This is a genomic window from Hydrogenophaga crassostreae (assembly GCF_001761385.1).
GTDB classification, from domain to species: Bacteria; Pseudomonadota; Gammaproteobacteria; order Burkholderiales; family Burkholderiaceae_C; genus Hydrogenophaga; species Hydrogenophaga crassostreae.
The window spans coordinates 3,971,882-3,992,877 of record NZ_CP017476.1 but is presented as its reverse complement, the minus strand read 5'-3'; the positions used below and the strand labels follow the sequence as shown (position 1 = coordinate 3,992,877).

The 20,996-nt window shown below is 62.3% G+C and carries 20 protein-coding genes; 15 read left to right on the top strand and 5 right to left on the bottom strand.

Annotation, left to right across the window (positions count from 1 at the left end):
• Positions 1-40: 40 nt before the first annotated feature.
• The 4 genes from LPB072_RS18435 to LPB072_RS18420 are packed head-to-tail and all read right to left on the bottom strand — an operon-like array spanning position 41 to position 4,387.
• Positions 41-1,933 (bottom strand): M61 family metallopeptidase, encoded by a 1,893-nt coding sequence (locus LPB072_RS18435; RefSeq protein WP_082876788.1) that lies wholly within the window; start codon positions 1,931-1,933, stop codon positions 41-43.
• A 14-nt stretch (positions 1,934-1,947) separates the two neighbouring features.
• Positions 1,948-2,442 (bottom strand): DUF3429 domain-containing protein, encoded by a 495-nt coding sequence (locus LPB072_RS18430; RefSeq protein WP_066087380.1) that lies wholly within the window; start codon positions 2,440-2,442, stop codon positions 1,948-1,950.
• Between the two features lie 6 nt (positions 2,443-2,448).
• Positions 2,449-3,162: a DsbC family protein gene (locus tag LPB072_RS18425; RefSeq protein WP_066087384.1), complete on the bottom strand. Its 714-nt coding sequence runs from the start codon at positions 3,160-3,162 to the stop codon at positions 2,449-2,451.
• 55 nt (positions 3,163-3,217) lie between these two features.
• A complete protein-coding gene (locus tag LPB072_RS18420; RefSeq protein WP_066087387.1) occupies positions 3,218-4,387 on the bottom strand; it encodes an FAD-dependent monooxygenase in 1,170 nt (389 codons plus the stop codon).
• A 139-nt stretch (positions 4,388-4,526) separates the two neighbouring features.
• Between LPB072_RS18420 and LPB072_RS18415 the strand changes: the two genes are divergently transcribed.
• The 8 genes from LPB072_RS18415 to trhO all read left to right on the top strand — a co-directional run bounded on the left by LPB072_RS18415 (position 4,527) and on the right by trhO (position 12,161).
• Positions 4,527-5,417 (top strand): MOSC domain-containing protein, encoded by an 891-nt coding sequence (locus LPB072_RS18415; protein WP_066087390.1) that lies wholly within the window; start codon positions 4,527-4,529, stop codon positions 5,415-5,417.
• 133 nt (positions 5,418-5,550) lie between these two features.
• Entirely contained in the window at positions 5,551-7,278 is a 1,728-nt protein-coding gene (locus LPB072_RS18410) for an FAD-dependent oxidoreductase (protein WP_066087393.1), read from the top strand.
• Positions 7,279-7,292: 14 nt separating this feature from the next.
• The gene (locus LPB072_RS18405; RefSeq protein ID WP_066087461.1) at positions 7,293-7,517 is read left to right on the top strand and encodes a DUF2783 domain-containing protein; all 225 of its coding nucleotides are present in this window, start codon (positions 7,293-7,295) and stop codon (positions 7,515-7,517) included.
• 28 nt (positions 7,518-7,545) lie between these two features.
• On the top strand, positions 7,546-8,088 hold the full coding sequence (locus tag LPB072_RS18400) for a VOC family protein (protein ID WP_066087396.1): 543 nt from the start codon (positions 7,546-7,548) through the stop codon (positions 8,086-8,088).
• A 149-nt stretch (positions 8,089-8,237) separates the two neighbouring features.
• Entirely contained in the window at positions 8,238-9,062 is an 825-nt protein-coding gene (locus LPB072_RS18395) for an HDOD domain-containing protein (RefSeq protein WP_066087399.1), read from the top strand.
• A 149-nt stretch (positions 9,063-9,211) separates the two neighbouring features.
• Positions 9,212-10,036: an HDOD domain-containing protein gene (locus LPB072_RS18390; RefSeq protein ID WP_066087402.1), complete on the top strand. Its 825-nt coding sequence runs from the start codon at positions 9,212-9,214 to the stop codon at positions 10,034-10,036.
• A gap of 46 nt (positions 10,037-10,082) precedes the next feature.
• Complete coding sequence (locus LPB072_RS18385) at positions 10,083-11,171, top strand: patatin-like phospholipase family protein (RefSeq protein ID WP_066087405.1); 1,089 nt, start codon at positions 10,083-10,085, stop codon at positions 11,169-11,171.
• Between the two features lie 48 nt (positions 11,172-11,219).
• A complete protein-coding gene (trhO, locus tag LPB072_RS18380) occupies positions 11,220-12,161 on the top strand; it encodes an oxygen-dependent tRNA uridine(34) hydroxylase TrhO (protein WP_066087408.1) in 942 nt (313 codons plus the stop codon).
• A 30-nt stretch (positions 12,162-12,191) separates the two neighbouring features.
• On the opposite strand, the gene LPB072_RS18375 is transcribed toward trhO, so the two are convergent.
• Positions 12,192-13,154: a LysR family transcriptional regulator gene (locus LPB072_RS18375; RefSeq protein WP_066087411.1), complete on the bottom strand. Its 963-nt coding sequence runs from the start codon at positions 13,152-13,154 to the stop codon at positions 12,192-12,194.
• A 112-nt stretch (positions 13,155-13,266) separates the two neighbouring features.
• Between LPB072_RS18375 and LPB072_RS18370 the strand changes: the two genes are divergently transcribed.
• The 7 genes from LPB072_RS18370 (at position 13,267) to LPB072_RS18340 (ending at position 20,967) form a co-directional block, all read left to right on the top strand.
• Positions 13,267-13,983, top strand: a complete 717-nt coding sequence (locus tag LPB072_RS18370) for an HAD-IA family hydrolase (protein WP_066087414.1) — start codon at positions 13,267-13,269, stop codon at positions 13,981-13,983.
• A gap of 9 nt (positions 13,984-13,992) precedes the next feature.
• Entirely contained in the window at positions 13,993-14,676 is a 684-nt protein-coding gene (rpe, locus tag LPB072_RS18365) for a ribulose-phosphate 3-epimerase (RefSeq protein WP_066087419.1), read from the top strand.
• 36 nt (positions 14,677-14,712) lie between these two features.
• Positions 14,713-15,807: a class 1 fructose-bisphosphatase gene (locus tag LPB072_RS18360; protein ID WP_066087422.1), complete on the top strand. Its 1,095-nt coding sequence runs from the start codon at positions 14,713-14,715 to the stop codon at positions 15,805-15,807.
• Between the two features lie 138 nt (positions 15,808-15,945).
• On the top strand, positions 15,946-16,830 hold the full coding sequence (locus tag LPB072_RS18355; RefSeq protein WP_066087464.1) for a phosphoribulokinase: 885 nt from the start codon (positions 15,946-15,948) through the stop codon (positions 16,828-16,830).
• Positions 16,831-16,965: 135 nt separating this feature from the next.
• On the top strand, positions 16,966-18,978 hold the full coding sequence (tkt, locus tag LPB072_RS18350) for a transketolase (protein ID WP_066087427.1): 2,013 nt from the start codon (positions 16,966-16,968) through the stop codon (positions 18,976-18,978).
• A complete protein-coding gene (locus LPB072_RS18345; protein WP_066087431.1) occupies positions 18,975-19,658 on the top strand; it encodes an HAD-IA family hydrolase in 684 nt (227 codons plus the stop codon). Before tkt ends, LPB072_RS18345 begins: the two co-directional genes overlap by 4 nt.
• A 115-nt stretch (positions 19,659-19,773) precedes the next feature.
• Complete coding sequence (locus tag LPB072_RS18340) at positions 19,774-20,967, top strand: phosphoglycerate kinase (RefSeq protein ID WP_070263933.1); 1,194 nt, start codon at positions 19,774-19,776, stop codon at positions 20,965-20,967.
• Positions 20,968-20,996: the final 29 nt, after the last annotated feature.

The following is a 20,996-nucleotide window of genomic DNA, read 5'->3' as shown; positions in this document are numbered from 1 at the left end:
GGGGGGCTTGCGAAGCTGGCGCCTCTGATGCCTGGACGCCCTAGTTCAACCAGGTCGCCAGCTTGCTGGCATCCGCCACACCCAGCTTGATTGCCTGGGTCGTTCCTGGCCAGTGCAGTGTGCAGCGCAGCAGGCGCTTGTCACGCGCCACGATCGCCGTCAGTGTGGTGCGTTGGCCGCGCAGCAGATTGACCTCTTCGAGTTTGGTGATGCGCCACGACTCGGCATTCTGAGCACGGCTTGAAGGTTCAAATTCGACCGCCAGCCATTCATCGCCCGCCGCCATGCCAGCGGCTTCGGCGGCGCCACCGCGCAGCACGTTCTTCAAGATCACGCCATTGGTTTCGGTCACACGCAGCCCCAACTGCTGCGCCAATGGCGCTTTGTCGTGTTGTACCTGTGCACCAGCCTGCTCCAGGAGGTTCAGGACAGGCAGGGTGGTGGTGCCGTGTACCCAGTCTTTCAGCTCGGTGGTGAAAGGGCGCTTGCCCACCAGCTTGAGCACCCTAGCCACATCAGCCTCGCGAACAGGTCCGCCTTCGCCGAGCGTCCACAAGGCGCGCATCACGTCGTCCAGTGTGCCTTTGCCTTCGGCCCGCAGGGTGAGATCCAGGCAGATGGCCAGCAGGGCACCTTTGGTGTAGTAACTCACCGTGGCATTGGGTGAATTTTCCTGGATGCGGTAGTACTTGAGCCAGGCGTCGAAGCTGGCCTGGGCCACGCTTTGCACCCGCTGCCCCGGCGTCTGCTCAACCTGGTTGAAGGTTTTGGTGACCAGGTGCAGGTAGGTGGTGTCGTTGATCAGACCGGTCCGGCGCAGGAAGAGATCGTCGTAGTAGCTGGTAAAGCCTTCGAAGAACCAGAGCAGTTCGGTGTGGTTTTCCCGGTCGTAGTCGTAGCGCCTGAATTCGGCGGGTCGCATGCGCTTGACGTTCCAGGTGTGGAAGTACTCGTGGCTGATGAGGCCGAGCAGCGTCGTGTAGCCATCGGTGGCCTTGAGCGCAGCGGGTTTTTCTTCGGATGATGCAAGCGTTTCGCCGCCGGCCCGCCCCGAGGTGGAGCGCGTGGGCGGCAACGCGGGCAAATCGGTGCGTTGGCAAATCAGCGCCGTGGAATTGCGGTGTTCCAGCCCGCCATAACCTTCGCCGCTGGCGTGCAGCATGAACAGATAGTTCTTGAAAGGCGCTTTGCCCTTGGGCCCGTGCCAGAAGTCGATCTGGGCTTCACAGATGCGCTGTGCATCGGCAAGCAGCCGCTCGCTGTCAAACCAGGCGCCCGCGCCGCCCACGATGAAGCGGTGGGGCACGCCGCGCGCCACGAATTCACCGCTCCAGAAGCTGCCCATTTCGACGGGGCAGTCGGCCAGTTCGTCGTAATTCTCGGTGGTGTAGCGGCCAAAACCGGCAGGGTCGACCTTTTTGGGCTTCAGACCCGTGGCCAATTGCCAGTCGGCGGGCAGGTGGTTGGCGCTGATGTCGATCGCGTGCGGTGCCTCGTCTTGACCCACCACCCGAACGCACAGGCTGGTGGCATTGAAGAAACCACGCGTGCGGTCGAGAAAAGCGGTGCGAACCGAGGGGTCGAAGGCGTACACCTCGTAGCTCAGTTGCAGTGGCTTGGTCGGGTCGGTTTCGGTCTGCCAGGTGTTCTTGTCGATCTGGCGCACGGGCACAGGCTTGCCGCCCTGTGTGGCCTGCATGTGTTGCAGGTGTTGCGCAAACTCTCTCACCAGATAGCTGCCCGGGATCCACACCGGCAGACTCACCCGTTGCCGTCTGGTGGGCTGCTTGACGGTCAGCTTGATGGCAAACAGGTGTGACTCAAGGCTTTTGACTTCGACCTGGAACAGCACACCCGGCTGTGGTGTTTTGGTCTTGGCCTTGGTTTTGATCTGGACACTTTGGCGGGGTGTTCGGGATGCTGCAATGGTCATGACAGGTGTTTGAATCAAAGGGCGCCAGCGCCGATGAAGCAGCTCAGTGCTGCCACGGTTGAGAGTCGAAAGCGCAAAGTGAGCCACTGTTGAAGGCCCGCGCGTGGGTAGAGCGCGCGATCGGCGAGGTAACCAATGATCAACAGAAAGCCCAGCCAGGCAAGGCCGGCAAAGGCGGGCATCAAAGCGCCTGGCCAGGCAAGCAAAGGGGGTACGAAGCCCCAGAGGAAATGGCGCCTTTGTGCATGCAGGGCGCGAGGCGTTTGCTTGTCAAGACGCTCGCGCAACCCGGCCTGCCAGCCAATGCCCCAGTGAATACCACCGAGGAAAGAAACGATCAGGGCCGCATAGGCCACGAGCGCCATGGCCACCCAGGCTTGCAGGTGGTCCGATACCAGCCACAGCATGGACGCCAGCAACACAAATGGAATCAGCCCACCCTGCCCCAAGGTGCGGACCAAGGCGGTGTCGCGGGGGTCGTCGGTCTCGGTGGCAATGGGCAGGCTCATGGGGTGTCAGGGCTTGGCCTGGCTCAAGAGCTTTTCAATGCGGTCGGCCGGGATGGCACCGGGCACCCGGGTTCCATCGACAAAGAACAGGGTCGGCGTCCCGGTGATACGGGCCTTTTTGCCGAAAGCCACATTGCGGCCGACCGGTGCCGCATCGCAGTTGGCCGCTGCAGGTGTGACATCGTTGACCATCCAGTCTTCGAAAACCTTGCCGGACTCTTTTGCACACCAGATGTTGCGTGACTTTTCAGCAGAATCGGCGCCCAGAATGGGGTAGAGCAACACATGAACGGTCACGTTGTCGATCTTGGCCAGGTCGCGCTCGAAACGCTTGCAGTAGCCGCAATTGGGGTCTTCGAAGACCACCAGCTTGCGCTCGCCCTTGCCGCGGACAATGGTGAAGCTGTCCTTCAGAGGCAGGTCGCTGAAAGAAATGGCCGACAGCTTGGTGACCCGCTGTTCGGTCAGGTCGACCTTGGCTTTGGTATCGATCAGGGCGCCTTGAATCAGGAAGTCACCTTTGGCATCGGTGTAATAGATTTCGCTCTGGTTGATGCGAACCTCATAAAGGCCGGGCATGGGGGCCTTGCTGATTTCGTCGATCGAGGGCAGGTTGGGCAGGCGCTCGGTCAGGTTTTTCCGAATGACGGCTTCTTGCGCCACGGCGGCAAATGACACCGCGGTGAGCATGGCGAGGAGGGTGGTTTTGATGAGATTCATGTGTGGGCCTGTCGGCGCTTTGAAGGTATGGGTGAACGAAGAGTGATCGTGCCGGTCAGGTGATGGTTCCCATGGCCTGCCGGGCGAGCCAGTTTTTCAGCGGATCGAGGCGGTCCACGCCGTTCATGCCCCAGTTGCGCAGCAACTGCACGCGGCTGTCGGTTTGAGCGAACAGACCGAATAGGCCATCGGTGGCCCAGCCCATGGCGTTGACGTCGGCCTGGCGGGCGCGCTCATAGCGGCGCAACAACTTGAGGTCGCCGGGCTCGCGCCAGAATTCGCGTTGGTTCAGGACCCTGGCCAGTTCGGCGACATCGCCCAAGCCCACGTTCAGCCCTTGACCGGCCAGCGGGTGCATGGCGTGAGCGGCATCACCAGCCAGGGCCACAGCACCTTTTTCCGTGCGGGTGATCCAGCGTTGCGCACGGGAGAGTTCCAGTGGCCAGGCGTGGGCTGGGCTGAGCATCTGCATGTCGCCCAGCGCGGCGCCGCAGTGATCCTGGATCAGGCGCGCAAGGGCTTCCGGGCTTTCTTTTAGCCGCTGGTCGGCCTGGGCAGCTTCGACCGACCAGACCAATGCGACGGTGTGACCTTCGGCGCCGTCGAGCGGAAGCAGCGCCATGATCTCGCCACCTTTGAACCATTGGCGCGCTACGCCTCCATGGGGTTGGCTGCAACGCAGGCGGGCAGCCACCGCTTTGTGGGGGTAGGGCCGCACGTCGAACTCCAGCCCCAGTTCTTCTCGGGTGCTGCTGCGCCGACCTTCGCAAATCACCGTCAAGGCCGCGTTCGGGGCCTCGGTCAGACGTTCGATGCCGCCTTGAAACTGCACGGCCTGGGTCAGGCGCCGCTCCAGTGCAGGCACATCGACGATCCAGGTCAGGGCTTCCTGGCCGGTGCGCAGGGCATTGAAGTGCACCGCGCCACCGTCGTCTCCATAGACCTCCATGCCGCTGACAGGGGTGACCACAGGCGGTGTCGCTGGGGTATCGGGCTCTTCGGGCTCAGGCCAGGCACGCACTTTGCGAAGCAACTCCCGGGACGCGGCGTTGAGCGCATAGGCCCGCACATCGGCAGAAGCGGCTGGCTTGGCGGGGGCGACCAGGGCCACGCGCAAACGGGCCTGCGCCAGCAGCAGGGCCAGGGTCTGACCAACGATGCCGGCACCGCGCACGGCGACATCAAAACGCCGGGTCGAAGGGCTGGAGGCAGGGGTAGAAGGCATGCGGAGATTCTAGGGTGTGGGGTGGTCCGTGTTGGACAGCCCGGGGCAATGCCTTGAATGGGGCATGGCTGTTGGCCCACGGGAGGCATGGCGGCGCACAATTTGCTGCAAGCCCCTTCTTTCAATATCGCACCTCACCATGACCTTGCCGCCTTTTGCCGATGTCCGCGCCCAGATCGATCAGCTCTGGATCTACCCTGTCAAGTCCTGTGCAGGCATCGCCTTGTCCGAGGTGGAGTTGACCCCCACCGGCTTGCGTTGGGATCGCCACTGGATGGTGGTCGACAGCGAGGGCGGGTTCGTGACACAGCGTGAACTGCCCCGCATGGCGCTGATTCAGCCGGTTTTCATCGAGGGCGGGTTTGAGTTGCATGCGCCAGGCATGGCGCCTTTGACTTTGCTTTTTGAGGCCGCAGGCCCGGCTTTGGTGGTCACGGTCTGGGGCGAAACGGTCAGCGCCCTGGACATGGGGGACGCAGCCGCGCAATGGTTCAGCGATTGCCTGGGCGGAGACGCTCCCAACGAATTGACACGCCTGCGCCTGGTGCGGTTTGATCCTGGCGCGCGCCGGGTCTGCAGTCCGAAATGGACCAGGGGACATGAAGCCTGGACGCAGTTCGCCGATGGTTTTGGTCTGTTGGTCAGCAGCACTGCTTCGCTGGTGGAACTCAATGCACGACTGGCGCAGGGAGGCTACCCCCCCGTTGCCATGAGCCGCTTCCGGCCGAACATCGTGCTGGCGGGCATCGAGGCCCACGATGAAGACCGCATTGGGCCCTGGCGCGTTGCCACCGATGAGGGAGATGCGGTGTTGGACAACGTCAAACCCTGCGCGCGCTGCCCCATCCCCAACATCGATCCGCTCACGGCCCGGGCATCCAGCGAAGTCAGCGACACGCTGCAGACCTACCGCCAGGACCGGCGTCTGGGCGGTGCGGTCACGTTTGGCATGAACGCCATTGCACTGGAGGGTCTCGGGCAGGTGTTGAGGGTCGGTCAGCCGGTGGTGGCCGACTGGCGATTTGACTGAGCGGTGTCTGGATTTCTGACGAAACTAATTACGTTTAGCGAAACGTGTTTACCAATATGGAATTTTTGTTTATGATGCCTACCTGCCGGTTGGCGAACAATCGGGCGGCAACAGACCCCACAAGAGACAAGACATGGCCACCTACGAGTACCCAGAATTTCCCTATAAGCCTCCCGCCGATTTGATGCAGGGTTCGCCACGGCGCCGGCCATTGGTGGTGATCGGCGCCGGGCCTGTGGGCTTGGCGGCGGCGATCGACGCGCGGCTGCAGGGTCTGGACGTCATTCTGTTTGATGAAGACAACAGCGTTTCATTCGGTTCGCGCGCTGTTTGTTACGCCAAGCGCTCGCTGGAAATTCTGGACCGCCTGGGCATGGGCGATGGTTTGGTGAACAAGGGCGTGAGCTGGAGCGTGGGCCGTACCTTCTTGCGAGAAGAAGAGGTGTACCGCTTCAACCTGGTGCCTGATGCGGGCCACAAGCGCCCGGGCATGATCAATCTGCAGCAATACCACCTGGAAGAAGCGCTGGTGCACCGGGCCGAGGCGGTGGGCGTGGACCTGCGCTGGAAGCACAAGGTGGTTGGCGTCACACCGCTCAGCGATGGGGCAAGCGTGCGCCTGGAGACCCCCGATGGTGCCTTTGACATAGAGGCCGACTGGTTGATCGTGGCCGACGGCGCGCGCAGCAATGTGCGCCGTGAGCTGGGCCTGGATATCGATGGCCATGTGTTCAAGGACCGTTTCCTGATCGCCGACGTGGTGATGAAGGCCGATTTCCCGGCCGAGCGCTGGTTCTGGTTTGATCCGCCGTTTCATCCCAATCAAAGCGTGTTGCTGCACAAGCAAAGCGACAACGTCTGGCGCATCGATTTCCAGCTCGGCTGGGACGCCGATCCCGAGGAGGAAAAGAAGCCCGAAAACATCTTGCCGCGCGTCAAGGCCATGCTGGGCGACGAGCGCGAGTTCGAGCTGGAATGGGCCAGTGTGTACACCTTCCAGTGCCGGCGCATGAAGAATTTCCGTCATGGCCACCTGCTGTTCGCGGGCGACGCGGCGCACCAGGTGTCGCCGTTTGGCGCTCGCGGCGCCAACTCGGGTTTCCAGGATACCGACGATTTGATGTGGAAGCTGGCGCTGGTGATCAAGGGGCTGGCGCCCGAATCGCTGCTCGATACCTACGACGCCGACCGCACCTACGCGGCCGATGAAAACCTCCGGAATTCCACCCGTTCCACCGACTTCATCACGCCCAAGAGCGCCGTGAGCAAGCTGTTTCGCAACGCCGCGCTGGAGCTGGCGCGCAGCCAGCCGTTTGCACGCAAGCTGGTGAACTCGGGCCGCCTGAGCGTGCCTGCCTTTCTGGTGAATTCGGTTTTGAACACCCCGGACAGCGATGCCTTCGCGGGCGACATGGTGCCTGGCGCGCCGCTGGACGACGCCCCGGTGCGGGTGGCCGGGCAAGATGCCTGGCTGCTGGACCAGTTGGGTGGCCGCTTTGTCCTGCTGGCCTTCGCAGACCGCGCCGATGCGGGGGACGCCGTGCTGGCCGACCTGCAGAGGCAGGTTGCCGACCTGGCCGCGATGCCTGTTCCTGTGCAGGTGATCTGGGTCACCACCCATGGCGGGCAAGGGGGCGATGGCATGACGGCTCTGCACGACAGGGATGGCTTGATGGCCCAACGCATGGATGCGCGGCCGGGCAGTGTGTACCTGATTCGCCCTGACCAACATGTGGCCGCGCGCTGGCGCGCTTTCAAACTGGAAGCGTTGCAGGCGGCGATGCGCCGCGCGACCGGGCAAGACCTGCCTGTGTCAAGGCCAGACCCAAACCCTGACGCCACCCCAGCCACGGCGGCTTGACCGAGGACAACACCATGCCATTGTTATTGCACCCCAATCTGGCCGAACCCGGTCAACGCTATTTCCGGGATTTCACGCCGGGAGACGATTTTTATGAGGCGTTGATCGACAGCCACCGCGATCTCAGCGATGAGCAGAGCCAGCTGCTCAATGCCAAGCTGATCCTGTTGCTGGCCAACCAGGTGGGCGACATCGCTGCCCTGAAACAGGCCTTGGCGCTCGCGCGCGAAGGCGTTTGAGCTACCTTCACTTTTTCTGGAGATCACCATGAGCAACATCCGAAAAATTCACCATGTCGCCTACCGCTGCCGGGACGCGAAAGAGACCGTCAACTGGTATACCCAGCACTTGGGCATGGACTTTGTTCTGGCGATCGCAGAAGACCAGGTGCCGTCAACCCTGGCGCCCGATCCCTACATGCATCTGTTCATGGACGCGGGTGGTGGCAATATCCTGGCGTTTTTTGAACTGCCCAATGCGCCGGAAATGGGGCGCGACGCGAACACCCCCGAATGGGTACAACACATCGCGCTGGAGGTGGACAGCGTGGCCGTTCTCGAGTCGACCAAAGCGAAGCTGGAAGCCGCAGGCATTGAGGTGATCGGTATCACCGACCACACCATTTTCAAGAGCATCTATTTCTTCGACCCCAACGGCCACCGGTTGGAACTGGCTGCCAATACCGGTACACCCGAAATGATGAAGCAGCTCGACGATGTGAAGTGGGACATGCTGGAAGAATGGACAAAAACCAAGCGCGCCCCCAAGCACGCCGCCTGGATGCATGAAAAGGCGTTCACGGGCGCCTGATCCCGGGGGCTCAACGGGTGGTCGGGGCCTCGCGCGGTACCCGAATCCACAGGCCGCCTGGGGCGGCTTTTTTGCCTCAAGTTGGGTTGGGCCGAGCCGATAGAGAGAGCAGTCACGCACACTTTTCTCTACCCGGAGCGCCTGCTGTCATGCAACTCGAAGCCCTGCTCAATTACCCCCGCGCACTGCCGGCAATGCCGCGTGCTGTCTCCGACCTGCTCAGCGAGATGAACCGCGAAGAGCCCAGCCCACGAAGGGTGGGGGAGCTCATTGGGCACGACCCTGCCCTGACCACCCGGGTGCTGCGGCTGTCCAACTCGGCATTCTTTCGGGTCAGCCGGAAAATCGGCAACGCCGATGAAGCGGTCGCCCTGCTGGGGCTGACCCATGTTCGCTCGTTGGTGATGGCGGCCGCTTTGGGCGCCAGTTTCAAAAACGTGCCGGGCATTGACCTCAAGCAGTTCTGGCGCTACAGCCTTCGCTCGGCGGAAATTGCCCGGTCACTGGCCGGCCTGCTGAACCAAAACCAGGGCAACGCCTTCACGGCGGGACTGATTCACGCGATTGGCATCTTGATCATGCACATCGCCATGCCCGATGAAATGGCCCCCCTGGACATGGCCACGCCGCCCCTGGATCTGAACCGGGCCGAGGCGGAAATGAATGCCTTTGGCTATACCTATGCCGAAGTGGGTGCGGGCATGGCCGAAAAATGGCAGTTTCCCCCGGAAATGGTCTCTGCGCTGACCAACCAGAACGCGCCTTTCGAAGGCGAGGCCTACGACCCGCTCGCGGGCTTGCTGCACCTTGCGTCGTGGCGGGCCCGTGGCGAGGAGCTCCAGATGGACTCGCAGGGGCTTGCTGCCACATTTCCCGACCTGGTGGGTCTTACGCTGGGGCTTGACCTGGAAAGCGTGCTTGGCAAAGACCCTGCCGAGTGGTCTTTCAACCAGGCGCTGGCCGTGTTTTCCTGAGCCCGATTGGTGTTGCTTTCCAGGTGCCTCCTTTTCTCGGGATGGCGCCTGGAAAGAACCAAAAAAAGGACTCCAGAAGCGCTTCTTTTGGTCGATACAACCAATAGAAACCGTTCCTTTTCTTCTTCTTCCTCATCGAGTACGCCGCCATGAACTTCGAAAAACTCCTCAAGCAGCCCAACGCTTTGCCAGCCGCTCCCAAGGTGGTTCGAAAGTTGATGGACACGTTCAACCAGGAAGATGTCGACCTGATGTACGTGGCATCCGTGATCGAAGACGATCCAGTGCTGACGGCCAAGCTCCTGAAGACAGCGAACTCGGCCTTCTTCGGCCTGCACCGTTCGGTGTCCAACGCCAAAGAGGCCATCAACATGATGGGGCTGATCAAGGTGCGCGCGCTGGTGATTGCGGCATCGATGGGCGAAGGGTTCCATTGCGTGGCCGGGGTCAACCTCAACCAGTTCTGGCGCTACAGCCTGAATTCGGCCAACCTGTCGCGCTACATTGCCTTGCCGATCAAGATCGACGAAAGCACGGCCTTTACCTCTGGCCTGGTGCATGGCATTGGCGAATTGGTGATGCATGCCGCCATGCCCGAAGCCATGTTGGATCTGGATCGAAGCATTCCCATGCTGGACCTCAAGCGCTCGCGCGCCGAGCAAGGGTTGTTTGGCTACAGCTACGCCGAAGTAGGGGCTGCGTTGGCCAAAGAATGGCGATTCCCGAAAAAGATGATCGACGCGATCCACCACCAGAATGCACCGTTTGAAAACGACGTCTATGAGCCGATTGCAGGCGTGGTGCATGTGGCCTCATGGCGTGCCCGCGCGCAGGAGATGTCGTTGGGCAGCGAGGGCCTGATCAATACCTACCCTGATTCCATCGGCCTGGCGTTGGGCATCGATCCCGACATCATCGTGGGCGAAGAAATCCCCTCGTTGACACGCGAAAGCGAAGCAGCCGAGGCTGCCTGAGCCGACCCCGGGAGCGAAAGCGCCCGCTGCACGACAATGGGCGCTTATGCAAGCGCTCCGCCTTTACGCCGGCCCTCAGGCCCGGCGCCACATTGAACACCATGGCCTGCGTCCCTGCGACGTCGGTGCCATCCCCGCTGCCGCTGGTGGTCCCAAGGGCCTGATCCTCGGCCCTCTTGACCGGTTGTTGTTTGGTGAGTGGCTCACCCGGTCGACGCAACCCGTGCATCTCATTGGCGCCTCCATTGGTGCATGGCGCATGGCGACCGCTTGCCTGAACCACAACGTCGCTGCCCTGGAACGGCTGGAGCACGACTACATCGCGCAGCACTTCGAACTCCCGCCAGGCCAGAAGCGCCCCTCGGCCGATCAGGTGAGCCGCCAGTTCCGGCAGAATCTGGACGGCTTTTTTGGCGGTCGCACCAGCGAAATACTGACGCATCCGCGTTACCGGTTGCATGTGCTGGCTTCGCGCGGACGCGGGATTTTGGCCCGCGATGGACGCTGGCGAACGCCGTTGGGGTATGCCGGGGCATTTGCGGCGAATGCCGCGAACCGCAGGGCCCTGGCAAACTTGATCGACCGCGTGGTGTTCTCCGCCGGGCAAGACACTGGCGGTGCGGCCTTGCCGTTTGATACCGGTGACTTTCGCTCCCATCAGGCCAGGCTGAGTGAAGACAACTTCATGGATGCGCTGCAGGCGAGTTGCTCCATTCCTTTTGTCCTGCGCCCGGTGCAAGACATTGCAGGCGCACCGCGCGGCGCATATTGGGATGGCGGCATCACCGACTACCACATGCATTTGCGCTACCGCTTGCCCGCGTCTTCTCCGCTGGTGCTTTACCCGCATTTCCAGCGGTCGGTGGTGCCCGGCTGGCTCGACAAGGCCTGGAAGCGTCGCCACGCGTCAAGCCCGGCGCTGGACAGCATGCTGGTGGTGGCGCCCGATCCTGCATGGGTCAGAACGCTGCCCAATGCGAAGTTGCCCGATCGAACCGATTTCACGCGCTATGGCCAGGATCTCGCCTCACGCACCCGGGTCTGGAACGGCGCCACTTCGGCCGCGCAGCGACTGGCTGACGAGTTTGCTCAATGGCTGGAAAAGCCTGATCTATCTCAAATCGAGCCCTTGTAGGTGTTCCTGCGGCAGGGGCGCCGCCCGCGCCGGTACGATAATTGACCCATGCAAACCGCGCCGCTCTACCTCACCGCTGCCTTGTACAAGTTCGTTGATTTGCCTGACTACAAGGCCATGCACGATCCGTTGCTGGCCTGTTGTGAAGCCAACAATGTCAAAGGCACGCTGCTGCTCGCCAGCGAAGGCATCAACGGCACGATCGCCGGGCCAGAGGTCGGGGTGCGCAAGGTATTGGCCTTTCTGCATGCCGATCCGCGCCTGAGCGAGCTGCAACCCAAAGAGTCGTGGTCCGACAAGCCGCCGTTTCTGCGCATGAAAGTTCGGCTGAAAAGGGAAATTGTCACGCTGCGGGTACCCGAACTGGATCCCAACAAAACGGTGGGGCGGTATGTGAAGCCGGCCGACTGGAATGCGTTGCTCGCCGATCCGGAGGTGGTGGTGATCGACACCCGCAACGATTACGAAGTGGTCATTGGCAGCTTCAAGGGCGCGATCAACCCTGACATCAAAACCTTCACCGAACTCCCTGCCTGGCTCGATGCGCAGCCCAGCTTGCAGGGAGAAGGCGCAAAGAAAACCAAGGTTGCGATGTTTTGCACCGGCGGCATTCGCTGCGAGAAATCGACCGCACTGATGAAGATGCGGGGCTTTGATGAGGTCTACCACCTGGAAGGCGGCATTCTCAAATACCTGGAAGAAGTACCGCCAGAAGAAAGCGCCTGGGAGGGTGAGTGCTTTGTTTTTGACGAGCGCGTGAGCGTCGGCCATGGTTTGATGCCTGGGCCGTATGAGCTGTGTCGCTCATGCCGCTGGCCGCTGGGCGATGCGGAAAAGGCCTCGCCGCACTACGTCAAAGGCGTGAGTTGCCCCCAATGCCACGACAAACGGACACCCGAAGAGAAAGCCGGTCTGGCCGAGCGTCAGCGCCAGGTGGAGTTGGCCGAGGTGCGGGGCGATGTGCACGTGGGTGCGCGCCTGGCGCGATAGGTCTTTCTTGTGGGGGTGGCACTAGTGGCGTTACGCGGCTGGTGCGGCAGCGCTGGGCGGGGCTTCCAGGTTCATGAAGCGGCCGTAGCTGCGCGCCAGGTCTTGCTCAGCCCGTTCAAGCATGTAGTAGCGGAACGACTCGGCGGCTGGTGACAGCAGTTTGGACAGGGTGTGCACCACGTTCCAGGCGCGCACGATGGGCGTGCCTTCCACTTCCAGCACCGAAATCAGTTTGTGTTCCAGCTCCAGCCCGATGGTGTGCAGCGACAGAAAGCTGATCCCCATACCCGCCATCACGGCCTGCTTGATGGTCTCGTTGCTGCCCATTTCCATCACCACCCTCGGTTCCATGCGCGATTGGTTCAGGAAGTGCTCCATGGCTGCGCGCGTGCCTGAGCCGCGTTCACGGGAGATGAACCCGTAAGGGCGCAGCATGTCCACCGTGGGGTGGGCGACTTTGAGCAGGGGGTGGTCGGGTGCGGCGACAAAAACGTGGGGGTGGGCCGCGAAGGGCTCGGCGCGGGTGGCCAGTTCTTTGGGCGGGCGACCCATGATGGCGATATCGACTTCATTGCCGTGCAGCATTTTCACGAGCTGCTCCCGGTTGCCGACCGCCAGCCGGGTTTCGATACCCTCGTGCTCCCGCTGAAAACCGGCCAGCAATCGCGGCAAAAAATACTTGGCCGTGCTCACCATGCCAATGGTCAGGGTGCCCATTTCCAGGTGCTGCAAACGGGCCGCTGCGTCTTCGGCGTCTTTCAGTGTGGCAATGATCCGGCGCGCATACACCAGCATGTATTCGCCCACGGTGGTCAGCGAAACCTGGCGCCCCTGGCGCTCAAACAGGGGCATGCCAACATGGCCTTCCAGCTCCTTGACCTGCATGGTCACCGCCGGTGGCGTGAGGTGCAACACCTCGGCGGCGCGCGCAAAACTGAGGTGTCTGGCGACCTCGGTAAAAACCCTGAGTTGGCGGATGGTGGCGTTCTTCATTAAGTAAAACCTGAACTGAAGACAAACATATCGTTAATTTACCTTACTTAACCGAATCCTTATAGTGGCCTTCAGCCCTTGATTTTGAGTGGCCGAGCACCCAGGAATCCGTATGTTGAAGGCCCTGATTTTTGATGTCGATGGCACGCTGGCTGATACCGAGGCGGTGCACCTGCGGGCGTTCAATCAGGCATTTGCTCAGGAAGGCCTGGACTGGCACTGGACATTGGCGCACTACACCGAGTTGCTCGCCGTCTCTGGCGGCAAGGAACGCATGCTGCACCACTGGCGCCAGGTGAACCCAGATTTGACCGAGCTCGATGGTGGAGCGATACAAGCCACTGTTGATCGTTTGCACGAGGTCAAGACCGCGTTCTACGAAGAAGCTGTCAACCAGGGGGCGGTGGCATTTCGTCCCGGGGTGCTGGCTCTGATGGAGGATGCGCGAACCGCCGGACTGTCGCTGGCCATCGCCACGACCACGTCGCCCGCCAACATCGCCGCACTGTTGCGCAGTGCCCTGGGCGCGGACTGGCGCGCCATGTTTGCGGCCATCGGCGATGCGGGCAACGCGCCGAAAAAAAAGCCGCATCCGCAGGTGTACCGCAAGGTGCTGGCTGAACTGGGTCTGCCGGCCAGCGAATGTCTGGCCATTGAAGACTCTTCCAACGGCTTGCAGGCCGCGCGCGCCGCCGGCCTGCCCACCCTGATCACCCCCAACACGTTCACGGCCGGGCACGACTTCACTGGCGCGATGCGCGTGGTGCCGGACCTCTCTTCGGTGCAGCTGGCGCACCTGCGCGAGTGGCACGCCGCTTTTCAACCGTGAGAGACCGCCATGATCCGCCTTGCCCCCTCCATCCTGTCTGCCGACTTTGCCCGTCTGGGGGAGGAGGTGCGCGCCATCGAAAACGCCGGGGCCGACCTGGTGCACTTTGACGTGATGGACAACCACTACGTACCCAACCTCACCATCGGACCGCTGGTGTGTGAAGCCATCCGCCCACACGTCCAGATCCCGATCGATGTGCACCTCATGGTCGAGCCAGTGGATGCGCTGATTCCGTTGTTTGCCCAGGCCGGCGCCAACCTCATCAGCTTTCACCCTGAGGCCAGTCGCCATGTGGACCGCACGCTGCAACTGATCCGCGACCATGGCTGCAAGGCGGGCCTGGCGCTCAACCCGGCGACACCGCTGGAATGGCTGGACCACGTGATAGACCGGCTCGATCTGGTCTTGCTCATGAGCGTGAACCCGGGCTTCGGTGGTCAGGCGTTCATTCCTTCCACGCTGCCCAAGCTGCAAGCGGTCCGAACGCGCATCGATGCCCACATGGCCGCAGGCGGCCAGCCGATTTGGCTGGAGGTGGATGGCGGAGTGAAGTTGAACAACATCGCCCAGATCGTTGCCGCCGGCGCTGACACGCTGGTGGCCGGCAGCGCCGTGTTTGGCGCGCCCGACCCGGATGGCGGGTACCGGGAGGTGATGCAGCAACTGCGCACCAATGCCGAATCCCGCTGAACCGCACGCTCCATCTGTAGAAACCGAAAGCCCGCTATGACCACCCGCCGCCGCTACACCCTGACCCAATACCTGATCGAACAGCGTCGCCGCTTCCCTTCGGCCAGTGGCGACTTCAATGCCTTGTTGCTGGATGTGGCGCTGGCCTGCAAAGCCATTGCGCGATCGGTGGCCTTTGGTGAGCTCAGCGGCATGCCGGGGAGCGATCTGGTCGATGGGAGCACCACGGTCAACGTGCAGGGTGAGGAACAGAAGCGCCTCGATGTGATCAGCAACATCTACTTCACCGAGATGACCGAATGGGGGGGGCATCTCGCCGGCATGGCCTCTGAGGAGATGGACGAGCCGTACCAGATTCCCAAGACCATGCAGCGCGGCAAATACCTGCTGGTGTTCGACCCGCTTGACGGGTCCAGCAACATCGACGTGAACGTCACCGTGGGCAGCATCTTCAGCATCCTGCGCGCGCCGCAAGACGTGATCGACAGCGGACGCGATGTGGTCGAAGCCGATTTCCTGCAACCCGGTACGCAGCAGATGGCCGCTGGCTATGCGCTTTACGGGCCCACCGCCATGATGGTGCTCACCGTGGGCAACGGCGTGGCGGGCTTCACGCTGGATCCCAATCTGGGCCAGTTCATGTTGACGCACCCGAGCATGAAGGTGCCCGAAGACACCCACGAGTTTGCGATCAATGCATCGAACAGCCGATTCTGGGAGGCGCCTGTGAAGCGTTATGTGGATGAGTGCCTGGCTGGAAAAACCGGTGCGCGCGGCAAAGATTTCAACATGCGCTGGATCGCTTCCATGGTGGCCGAAGCCCACCGCATCCTGTTGCGTGGCGGCGTGTTCATGTACCCCCGCGACACCAAAGATCCGAGCAAACCCGGTCGGCTTCGTCTGCTCTACGAAGCCAACCCCGTCGGCATGATCATCGAACAAGCCGGCGGTCGCGCCAGCACCGGTCGCGAGCCCATGTTGACGGTGCAACCCACCGCCTTGCACCAGCGCATCGGCCTGGTGTTTGGCTCCAAAAACGAAGTGGAGCGCATCGAGCGTTACCACGCCGAGCCCGCGGAATACAAAGAACGCAATCCGCTGTTTGCCGAGCGCTCACTGTTTCGGGACTAGTTGACCACTCCTGCGCCGCGCCTTGGGGCGCGCCACCCTCTCAAGGTGGCGGCACTGGCGGCCCGGCAGAGCCGCTTCCGCGGTGCCCTCGGTGAACTTTCCTTTCGCTGTACCCGTTTTGTTTTCCTGGAGACCCTCATGTCAGAACGCCACCCCATCATTGCCATCACAGGATCGTCCGGCGCTGGTACCTCCACCGTGACGCGCACGTTCCAGAACATCTTCCGCCGCGAGAACGTCACCGCGGCCATCATTGAAGGCGACAGCTACCACCGCTTCGACCGCAAGGAAATGAAGGCCAGGGCAGCCGAGGCAGAAGCGGCGGGCAACAACAACTTCAGCCACTTTGGCGCGAATGCCAATCTGTTTGGCGAAATTGAAAGCCTGTTCAAAACCTACAGCGAAACAGGCGAAGGCAAAAGCCGCAAGTATTTGCACAACGCCGAAGAGGCAGCGCCCTACAAACAAGACCCGGGCACCTTCACGCCATGGGAGCCGCTGCCAGAGAAGACCGACATGCTGTTCTACGAAGGTTTGCACGGCGCCGTGGTCACCGACGAATTCAACATCGCGCAGTACCCCGACCTGTTGATCGGTGTGGTGCCGGTGATCAACCTGGAGTGGATCCAGAAACTCTGGCGCGACAAGAACATGCGCGGCTACAGCGCCGACGCGGTGACGGATACCATCCTGCGCCGCATGCCCGATTACGTGCACTACATCACCCCGCAGTTCCAGCACACCCATGTGAACTTCCAGCGCGTGCCGATCGTTGACACCTCCAACCCGTTCATGGCACGCGACGTACCCACGGCCGACGAGAGCATGGTGGTGATCCGTTTCGCCAAGCCCAAGGGCATCGATTTTGCTTACCTGCTCAGCATGATCAACGGCTCCATGATGAGCCGCGCCAACACCATCGTGGTGCCGGGCGGCAAGATGGAATTGGCCATGCAGCTGATCTTCACGCCGTTCATCTGGCGGATGGTGGAGAGGAAGAAGAACGCCCCCCGCGTCGGCTGACGCCGCCACCCCCCACTGGGGGGCAACGCTGGCCGACTGGCAAAACCAGATCCGCGGCGTTCCCGGTTTTGCTTCCCTTCTTTGGCGTGAAGCTGCAGTCGCGCCTCGGCTCACTTTTCCTTTCGTAGGTCTCGTATGAACAACCCTTCCCCTGAACTCGCCCACCAGATGGCGAATGCCATTCGCATGTTGGCGGTGGACGCTGTTGAAAAAGCCAAGTCGGGCCATCCCGGGGCGCCCATGGGCATGGCGGACATTGCCGAGGTGTTGTGGAACCGGTATCTGAAGCATAACCCCGCGAACCCCCACTGGCCCGACCGTGACCGCTTTGTGCTCTCCAACGGCCACGGGTCCATGCTCATCTATGCGCTGCTGCAGCTGACCGGTTACGACCTGCCCATGGCCGAGCTGAAGAATTTCCGCCAGCTGCACAGCAAGACGCCGGGGCATCCCGAAGTGGGTGTGACCCCGGGAGTAGAAACCACCACTGGGCCGCTGGGGCAGGGCATCACCAACGCCGTGGGCATGGCGCTGGCTGAAAAGTTGCTGGCCCAGGAGTTCAACCGCGATGGGCACCACATCGTTGACCACTTCACCTACGCCTTTCTCGGCGACGGTTGCCTGATGGAGGGCATCAGCCACGAGGCCTGCTCATTGGCCGGCACACTGCGCCTGTCCAAGCTGGTGGCGTTTTACGATGACAACGGCATCTCCATCGATGGCCAGGTGGAAGGCTGGTTCACCGACGACACGCCCAAGCGTTTCGAGGCCTACGGCTGGCACGTGATCCCTGATGTGGACGGACACAAGCCCGAAGCGGTTGAGGCGGCGCTGATCGAAGCCAGGAAGCAGGGCCAACTGGCCACCGGCAAACCCACCATGATCTGTTGCAAGACTGTGATTGGCATGGGCTCACCCCACAAAGCCGGTACGCACGATGTGCATGGCGCTGCGCTGGGCGCGGCCGAAGTGCAGGCCACGCGCGAAGCGCTGGGCTGGACGGCCGAGCCGTTTGTCATTCCCCCCGAGGTGGCCATGGCATGGAATGCCGTGGACCGTGGCAAGCAGGCCGAGGTGGAATGGCGCGAGCGCTTTGAGGCTTTTCGGGCGCAGTATCCGCAGGATGCGGCCGAGTTTGAGCGGCGCATGTCGGGCGGGTTGTTGCCCGATTTCGCAGACCGCCTGCCTGCCATCTTCAACGCCATCGCCAACAAGCCCGACGCCATCGCCACCCGCAAAGCCAGCCAGAATGCGCTCGACGCGCTGGCGCCGTTGCTGCCTGAACTGTTTGGCGGCAGTGCCGACCTCACCGGCTCCAACCTCACCAACTTCAAGGGCTGTGTCAAAGCGGGCCGCGATGCCTGGGGCAACCACTTGAGCTATGGCGTGCGCGAGTTCGGTATGGCCGCGATCATGAACGGCATCACGCTGCATGGCGGCTACATCCCTTACGGTGGCACCTTTCTCACGTTCAGCGACTACAGCCGCAACGCCATTCGCATGGCGGCCCTGATGAAGCGGCGCGTGATCCATGTGTTCACGCACGACTCCATCGGCCTGGGTGAGGACGGGCCCACGCACCAGTCGGTGGAGCACGTGCCCAGCCTGCGCATCATTCCCGGCCTCGACGTCTGGCGCCCGGCCGATGGGCTGGAGACCGCCGTGGCCTGGGTTTGCGCGATCGAGCGCTGCGATGGCCCCAGCGCGCTCTGTTTGTCGCGCCAGAACCTGCCCCGCGTGACCGAGCACATTGCTGCCGCACAGATCAGGCAGGGGGGCTACATCCTGTCAGAGATGGAGCATCCGCAGGTCGCCATTGTGGCGACCGGTTCGGAGATCGAGATCGCTTTGGCGGCTCAAAAAGCCTTGGCTGCCGAAGGCATTCGAACCCGCGTCGTTTCGATGCCGTGCAGCAATATCTTCGACCGCCAGCCGAGCGACTGGCAAGAAGCGGTGTTGCCCATCAACCTGCCCACGGTGGCGGTGGAGGCAGCGCATCCCGATTTCTGGCGCAAATACGTCGGGCGCACTGGCGCTGTGGTGGGCATCGCCAGCTTCGGCGAATCGGCGCCCGCCAAAGACCTGTACGCCTACTTTGGCATCACCGCCGAGAAAGTGGTTGAGGCCGTGAAAGGTCAGCTGGCATGAGCCTTCCCTACGACCTGATCCTGTTTGATCTGGACGGCACACTGATCGAGACCGCGCCCGAGATCGCCGATGCGGTCAACGACACGCTGTCCGAGTGCGGTCGCCCGGGCGTGAGCCAGCAACAGGTGAACGACTGGATCGGCCATGGCACGCGTGAGTTGCTGATACAGGCTTTGGCCTTCACCGATGAATTGAGCGCCCATGAAGTGCGCCACAGCAATTCGTTTGCGGCCATCGAAGCGGTTTTCACCCGCCACTACCAGCGCCGTTGCGGCACACGCAGCCACCTGTACCCCCATGTGAGCGAAACGCTGGAAGCGTTGCGCGCGGCCGGCGTGAAGCTGGTGGTGATGACCAACAAGGAAGGGCGCTACACCCAGACCGTGTTGGAAGCCCACCGGATGGCGCCGCTGTTTGATCGCGTGATCAGCGGTGACACGTTCCCGGTCAAGAAGCCGAGCCCGATCGGTATCGAAGCGTGCTTGAAGCAGTTTGCCACCGCCCGCGAGCGCGCCCTGTTTGTAGGCGACTCGTCCATCGATGTGGCGACCGCCCGCGCCGGGGGCATCGCCGTATGGGCTGTACCTTATGGCTACAACATGGGCGAGCCCATCGAAGCGTGCCAACCCGATCGCGTGATTCCCGATTTTTCGGTGTTGACCCGCTTGTTGACCGGATGAAAGAAACCGCAGCCGGTTGCAGGCAGCCATTCCCATGTGCCAATTTTTGAGCCGTACCCCTCATGACCATCCCAAATTGTCCCAACGGTCGCTGTGTGCTGGCGAGGAGAAGCACATGAAATGCCTCCGATTCAGCGATGTGTGCGCCAGCGGCTTTGCCCGCGACAAACGCGTTTTCATTCGCGCCGACCTCAACGTGCCGCAAGACGACGCCGGCAAGATCACCGAAGACACCCGCATCCGCGCCAGCATCCCGGCCATACAAATGGCGCTGGACGCCGGCGCTGCCGTCATGGTGACCTCGCACCTGGGCCGCCCCACCGAAGGCGAATTCAAGCCCGCCGATTCCCTGACCCCTGTGGCCGCCCGGATGGGCCAGCTGATGGACCGCAACATCCGCGTGATCGCCGACTGGGTCGATGGCGAGTTCTCGGTGGCGCCCGGTGAAGTGGTGATGCTGGAAAACTGCCGTCTGAACAAGGGCGAGAAAAAGAACGCGCCCGAACTGGCCAGGAAGCTCGGCGGCTTGTGCGACATCTTTGTGCACGATGCCTTTGGCACCTCGCACCGCGCCGAAGGCACGACCTATGGCATCGCCGAGACCGCGCCCATCGCCTGTGCAGGCCCCTTGCTGGCGGCCGAGATGGACGCCATCGGCAAAGCCCTGGCGAATCCGAAGCGCCCGCTGATTGCCATCGTGGCCGGCAGCAAGGTCAGCACCAAGCTCACCATCCTGCAGGCCCTGGCCAAGAATGTGGACGGCCTGATCGTCGGCGGCGGCATCGCCAACACCTTCATGCTCGCCGCTGGTTTGAAGATCGGCAAAAGCCTGGCCGAGCCCGACCTGATCGGCGAAGCCAAAGCCGTGATCGACGCCATGCAGGCGCGTGGCGCGGCCGTGCCGATCCCGACCGACGTGGTGTGCGCCAAAGAGTTCAGCCCCACGGCGAAGGCCACCGTCAAGAAGGCCACCGAGGTGGAAGACGATGACCTGATCCTGGACATCGGCCCGGAGACCGCAGCCACTCTCGCAGCCCAGCTGAAGCAGGCCGGCACCATCGTCTGGAACGGCCCCGTGGGCGTGTTCGAGTTCGAAGCGTTTGAGAACGGCACCAAAGCAATCGCCCAGGCGATTGCCGAGTCCAGCGCCTTCAGCATTGCCGGCGGTGGCGACACCCTGGCGGCGATTGCCAAATACGGCATCGAAAAAGACGTGGGCTATATCTCCACTGGTGGCGGTGCTTTTCTGGAAGTGCTGGAGGGCAAGACCTTGCCGGCGTTTGAGGTGTTGGCGCGCCGCGCCGAATAAGTACCCCCTGCGCCGCCTGCAGCGTCACC

Coding starts and splice junctions, on each gene's coding strand:
- LPB072_RS18435 (WP_082876788.1), bottom strand. CDS start 1,933: ATGACCATTGCAGCATCCCGAACACCCCGCCAAAGTGTCCAGATCAAA.
- LPB072_RS18430 (WP_066087380.1), bottom strand. CDS start 2,442: ATGAGCCTGCCCATTGCCACCGAGACCGACGACCCCCGCGACACCGCC.
- LPB072_RS18425 (WP_066087384.1), bottom strand. CDS start 3,162: ATGAATCTCATCAAAACCACCCTCCTCGCCATGCTCACCGCGGTGTCA.
- LPB072_RS18420 (WP_066087387.1), bottom strand. CDS start 4,387: ATGCCTTCTACCCCTGCCTCCAGCCCTTCGACCCGGCGTTTTGATGTC.
- LPB072_RS18415 (WP_066087390.1), top strand. CDS start 4,527: ATGACCTTGCCGCCTTTTGCCGATGTCCGCGCCCAGATCGATCAGCTC.
- LPB072_RS18410 (WP_066087393.1), top strand. CDS start 5,551: ATGGCCACCTACGAGTACCCAGAATTTCCCTATAAGCCTCCCGCCGAT.
- LPB072_RS18405 (WP_066087461.1), top strand. CDS start 7,293: ATGCCATTGTTATTGCACCCCAATCTGGCCGAACCCGGTCAACGCTAT.
- LPB072_RS18400 (WP_066087396.1), top strand. CDS start 7,546: ATGAGCAACATCCGAAAAATTCACCATGTCGCCTACCGCTGCCGGGAC.
- LPB072_RS18395 (WP_066087399.1), top strand. CDS start 8,238: ATGCAACTCGAAGCCCTGCTCAATTACCCCCGCGCACTGCCGGCAATG.
- LPB072_RS18390 (WP_066087402.1), top strand. CDS start 9,212: ATGAACTTCGAAAAACTCCTCAAGCAGCCCAACGCTTTGCCAGCCGCT.
- LPB072_RS18385 (WP_066087405.1), top strand. CDS start 10,083: ATGCAAGCGCTCCGCCTTTACGCCGGCCCTCAGGCCCGGCGCCACATT.
- trhO (WP_066087408.1), top strand. CDS start 11,220: ATGCAAACCGCGCCGCTCTACCTCACCGCTGCCTTGTACAAGTTCGTT.
- LPB072_RS18375 (WP_066087411.1), bottom strand. CDS start 13,154: ATGAAGAACGCCACCATCCGCCAACTCAGGGTTTTTACCGAGGTCGCC.
- LPB072_RS18370 (WP_066087414.1), top strand. CDS start 13,267: ATGTTGAAGGCCCTGATTTTTGATGTCGATGGCACGCTGGCTGATACC.
- rpe (WP_066087419.1), top strand. CDS start 13,993: ATGATCCGCCTTGCCCCCTCCATCCTGTCTGCCGACTTTGCCCGTCTG.
- LPB072_RS18360 (WP_066087422.1), top strand. CDS start 14,713: ATGACCACCCGCCGCCGCTACACCCTGACCCAATACCTGATCGAACAG.
- LPB072_RS18355 (WP_066087464.1), top strand. CDS start 15,946: ATGTCAGAACGCCACCCCATCATTGCCATCACAGGATCGTCCGGCGCT.
- tkt (WP_066087427.1), top strand. CDS start 16,966: ATGAACAACCCTTCCCCTGAACTCGCCCACCAGATGGCGAATGCCATT.
- LPB072_RS18345 (WP_066087431.1), top strand. CDS start 18,975: ATGAGCCTTCCCTACGACCTGATCCTGTTTGATCTGGACGGCACACTG.
- LPB072_RS18340 (WP_070263933.1), top strand. CDS start 19,774: ATGAAATGCCTCCGATTCAGCGATGTGTGCGCCAGCGGCTTTGCCCGC.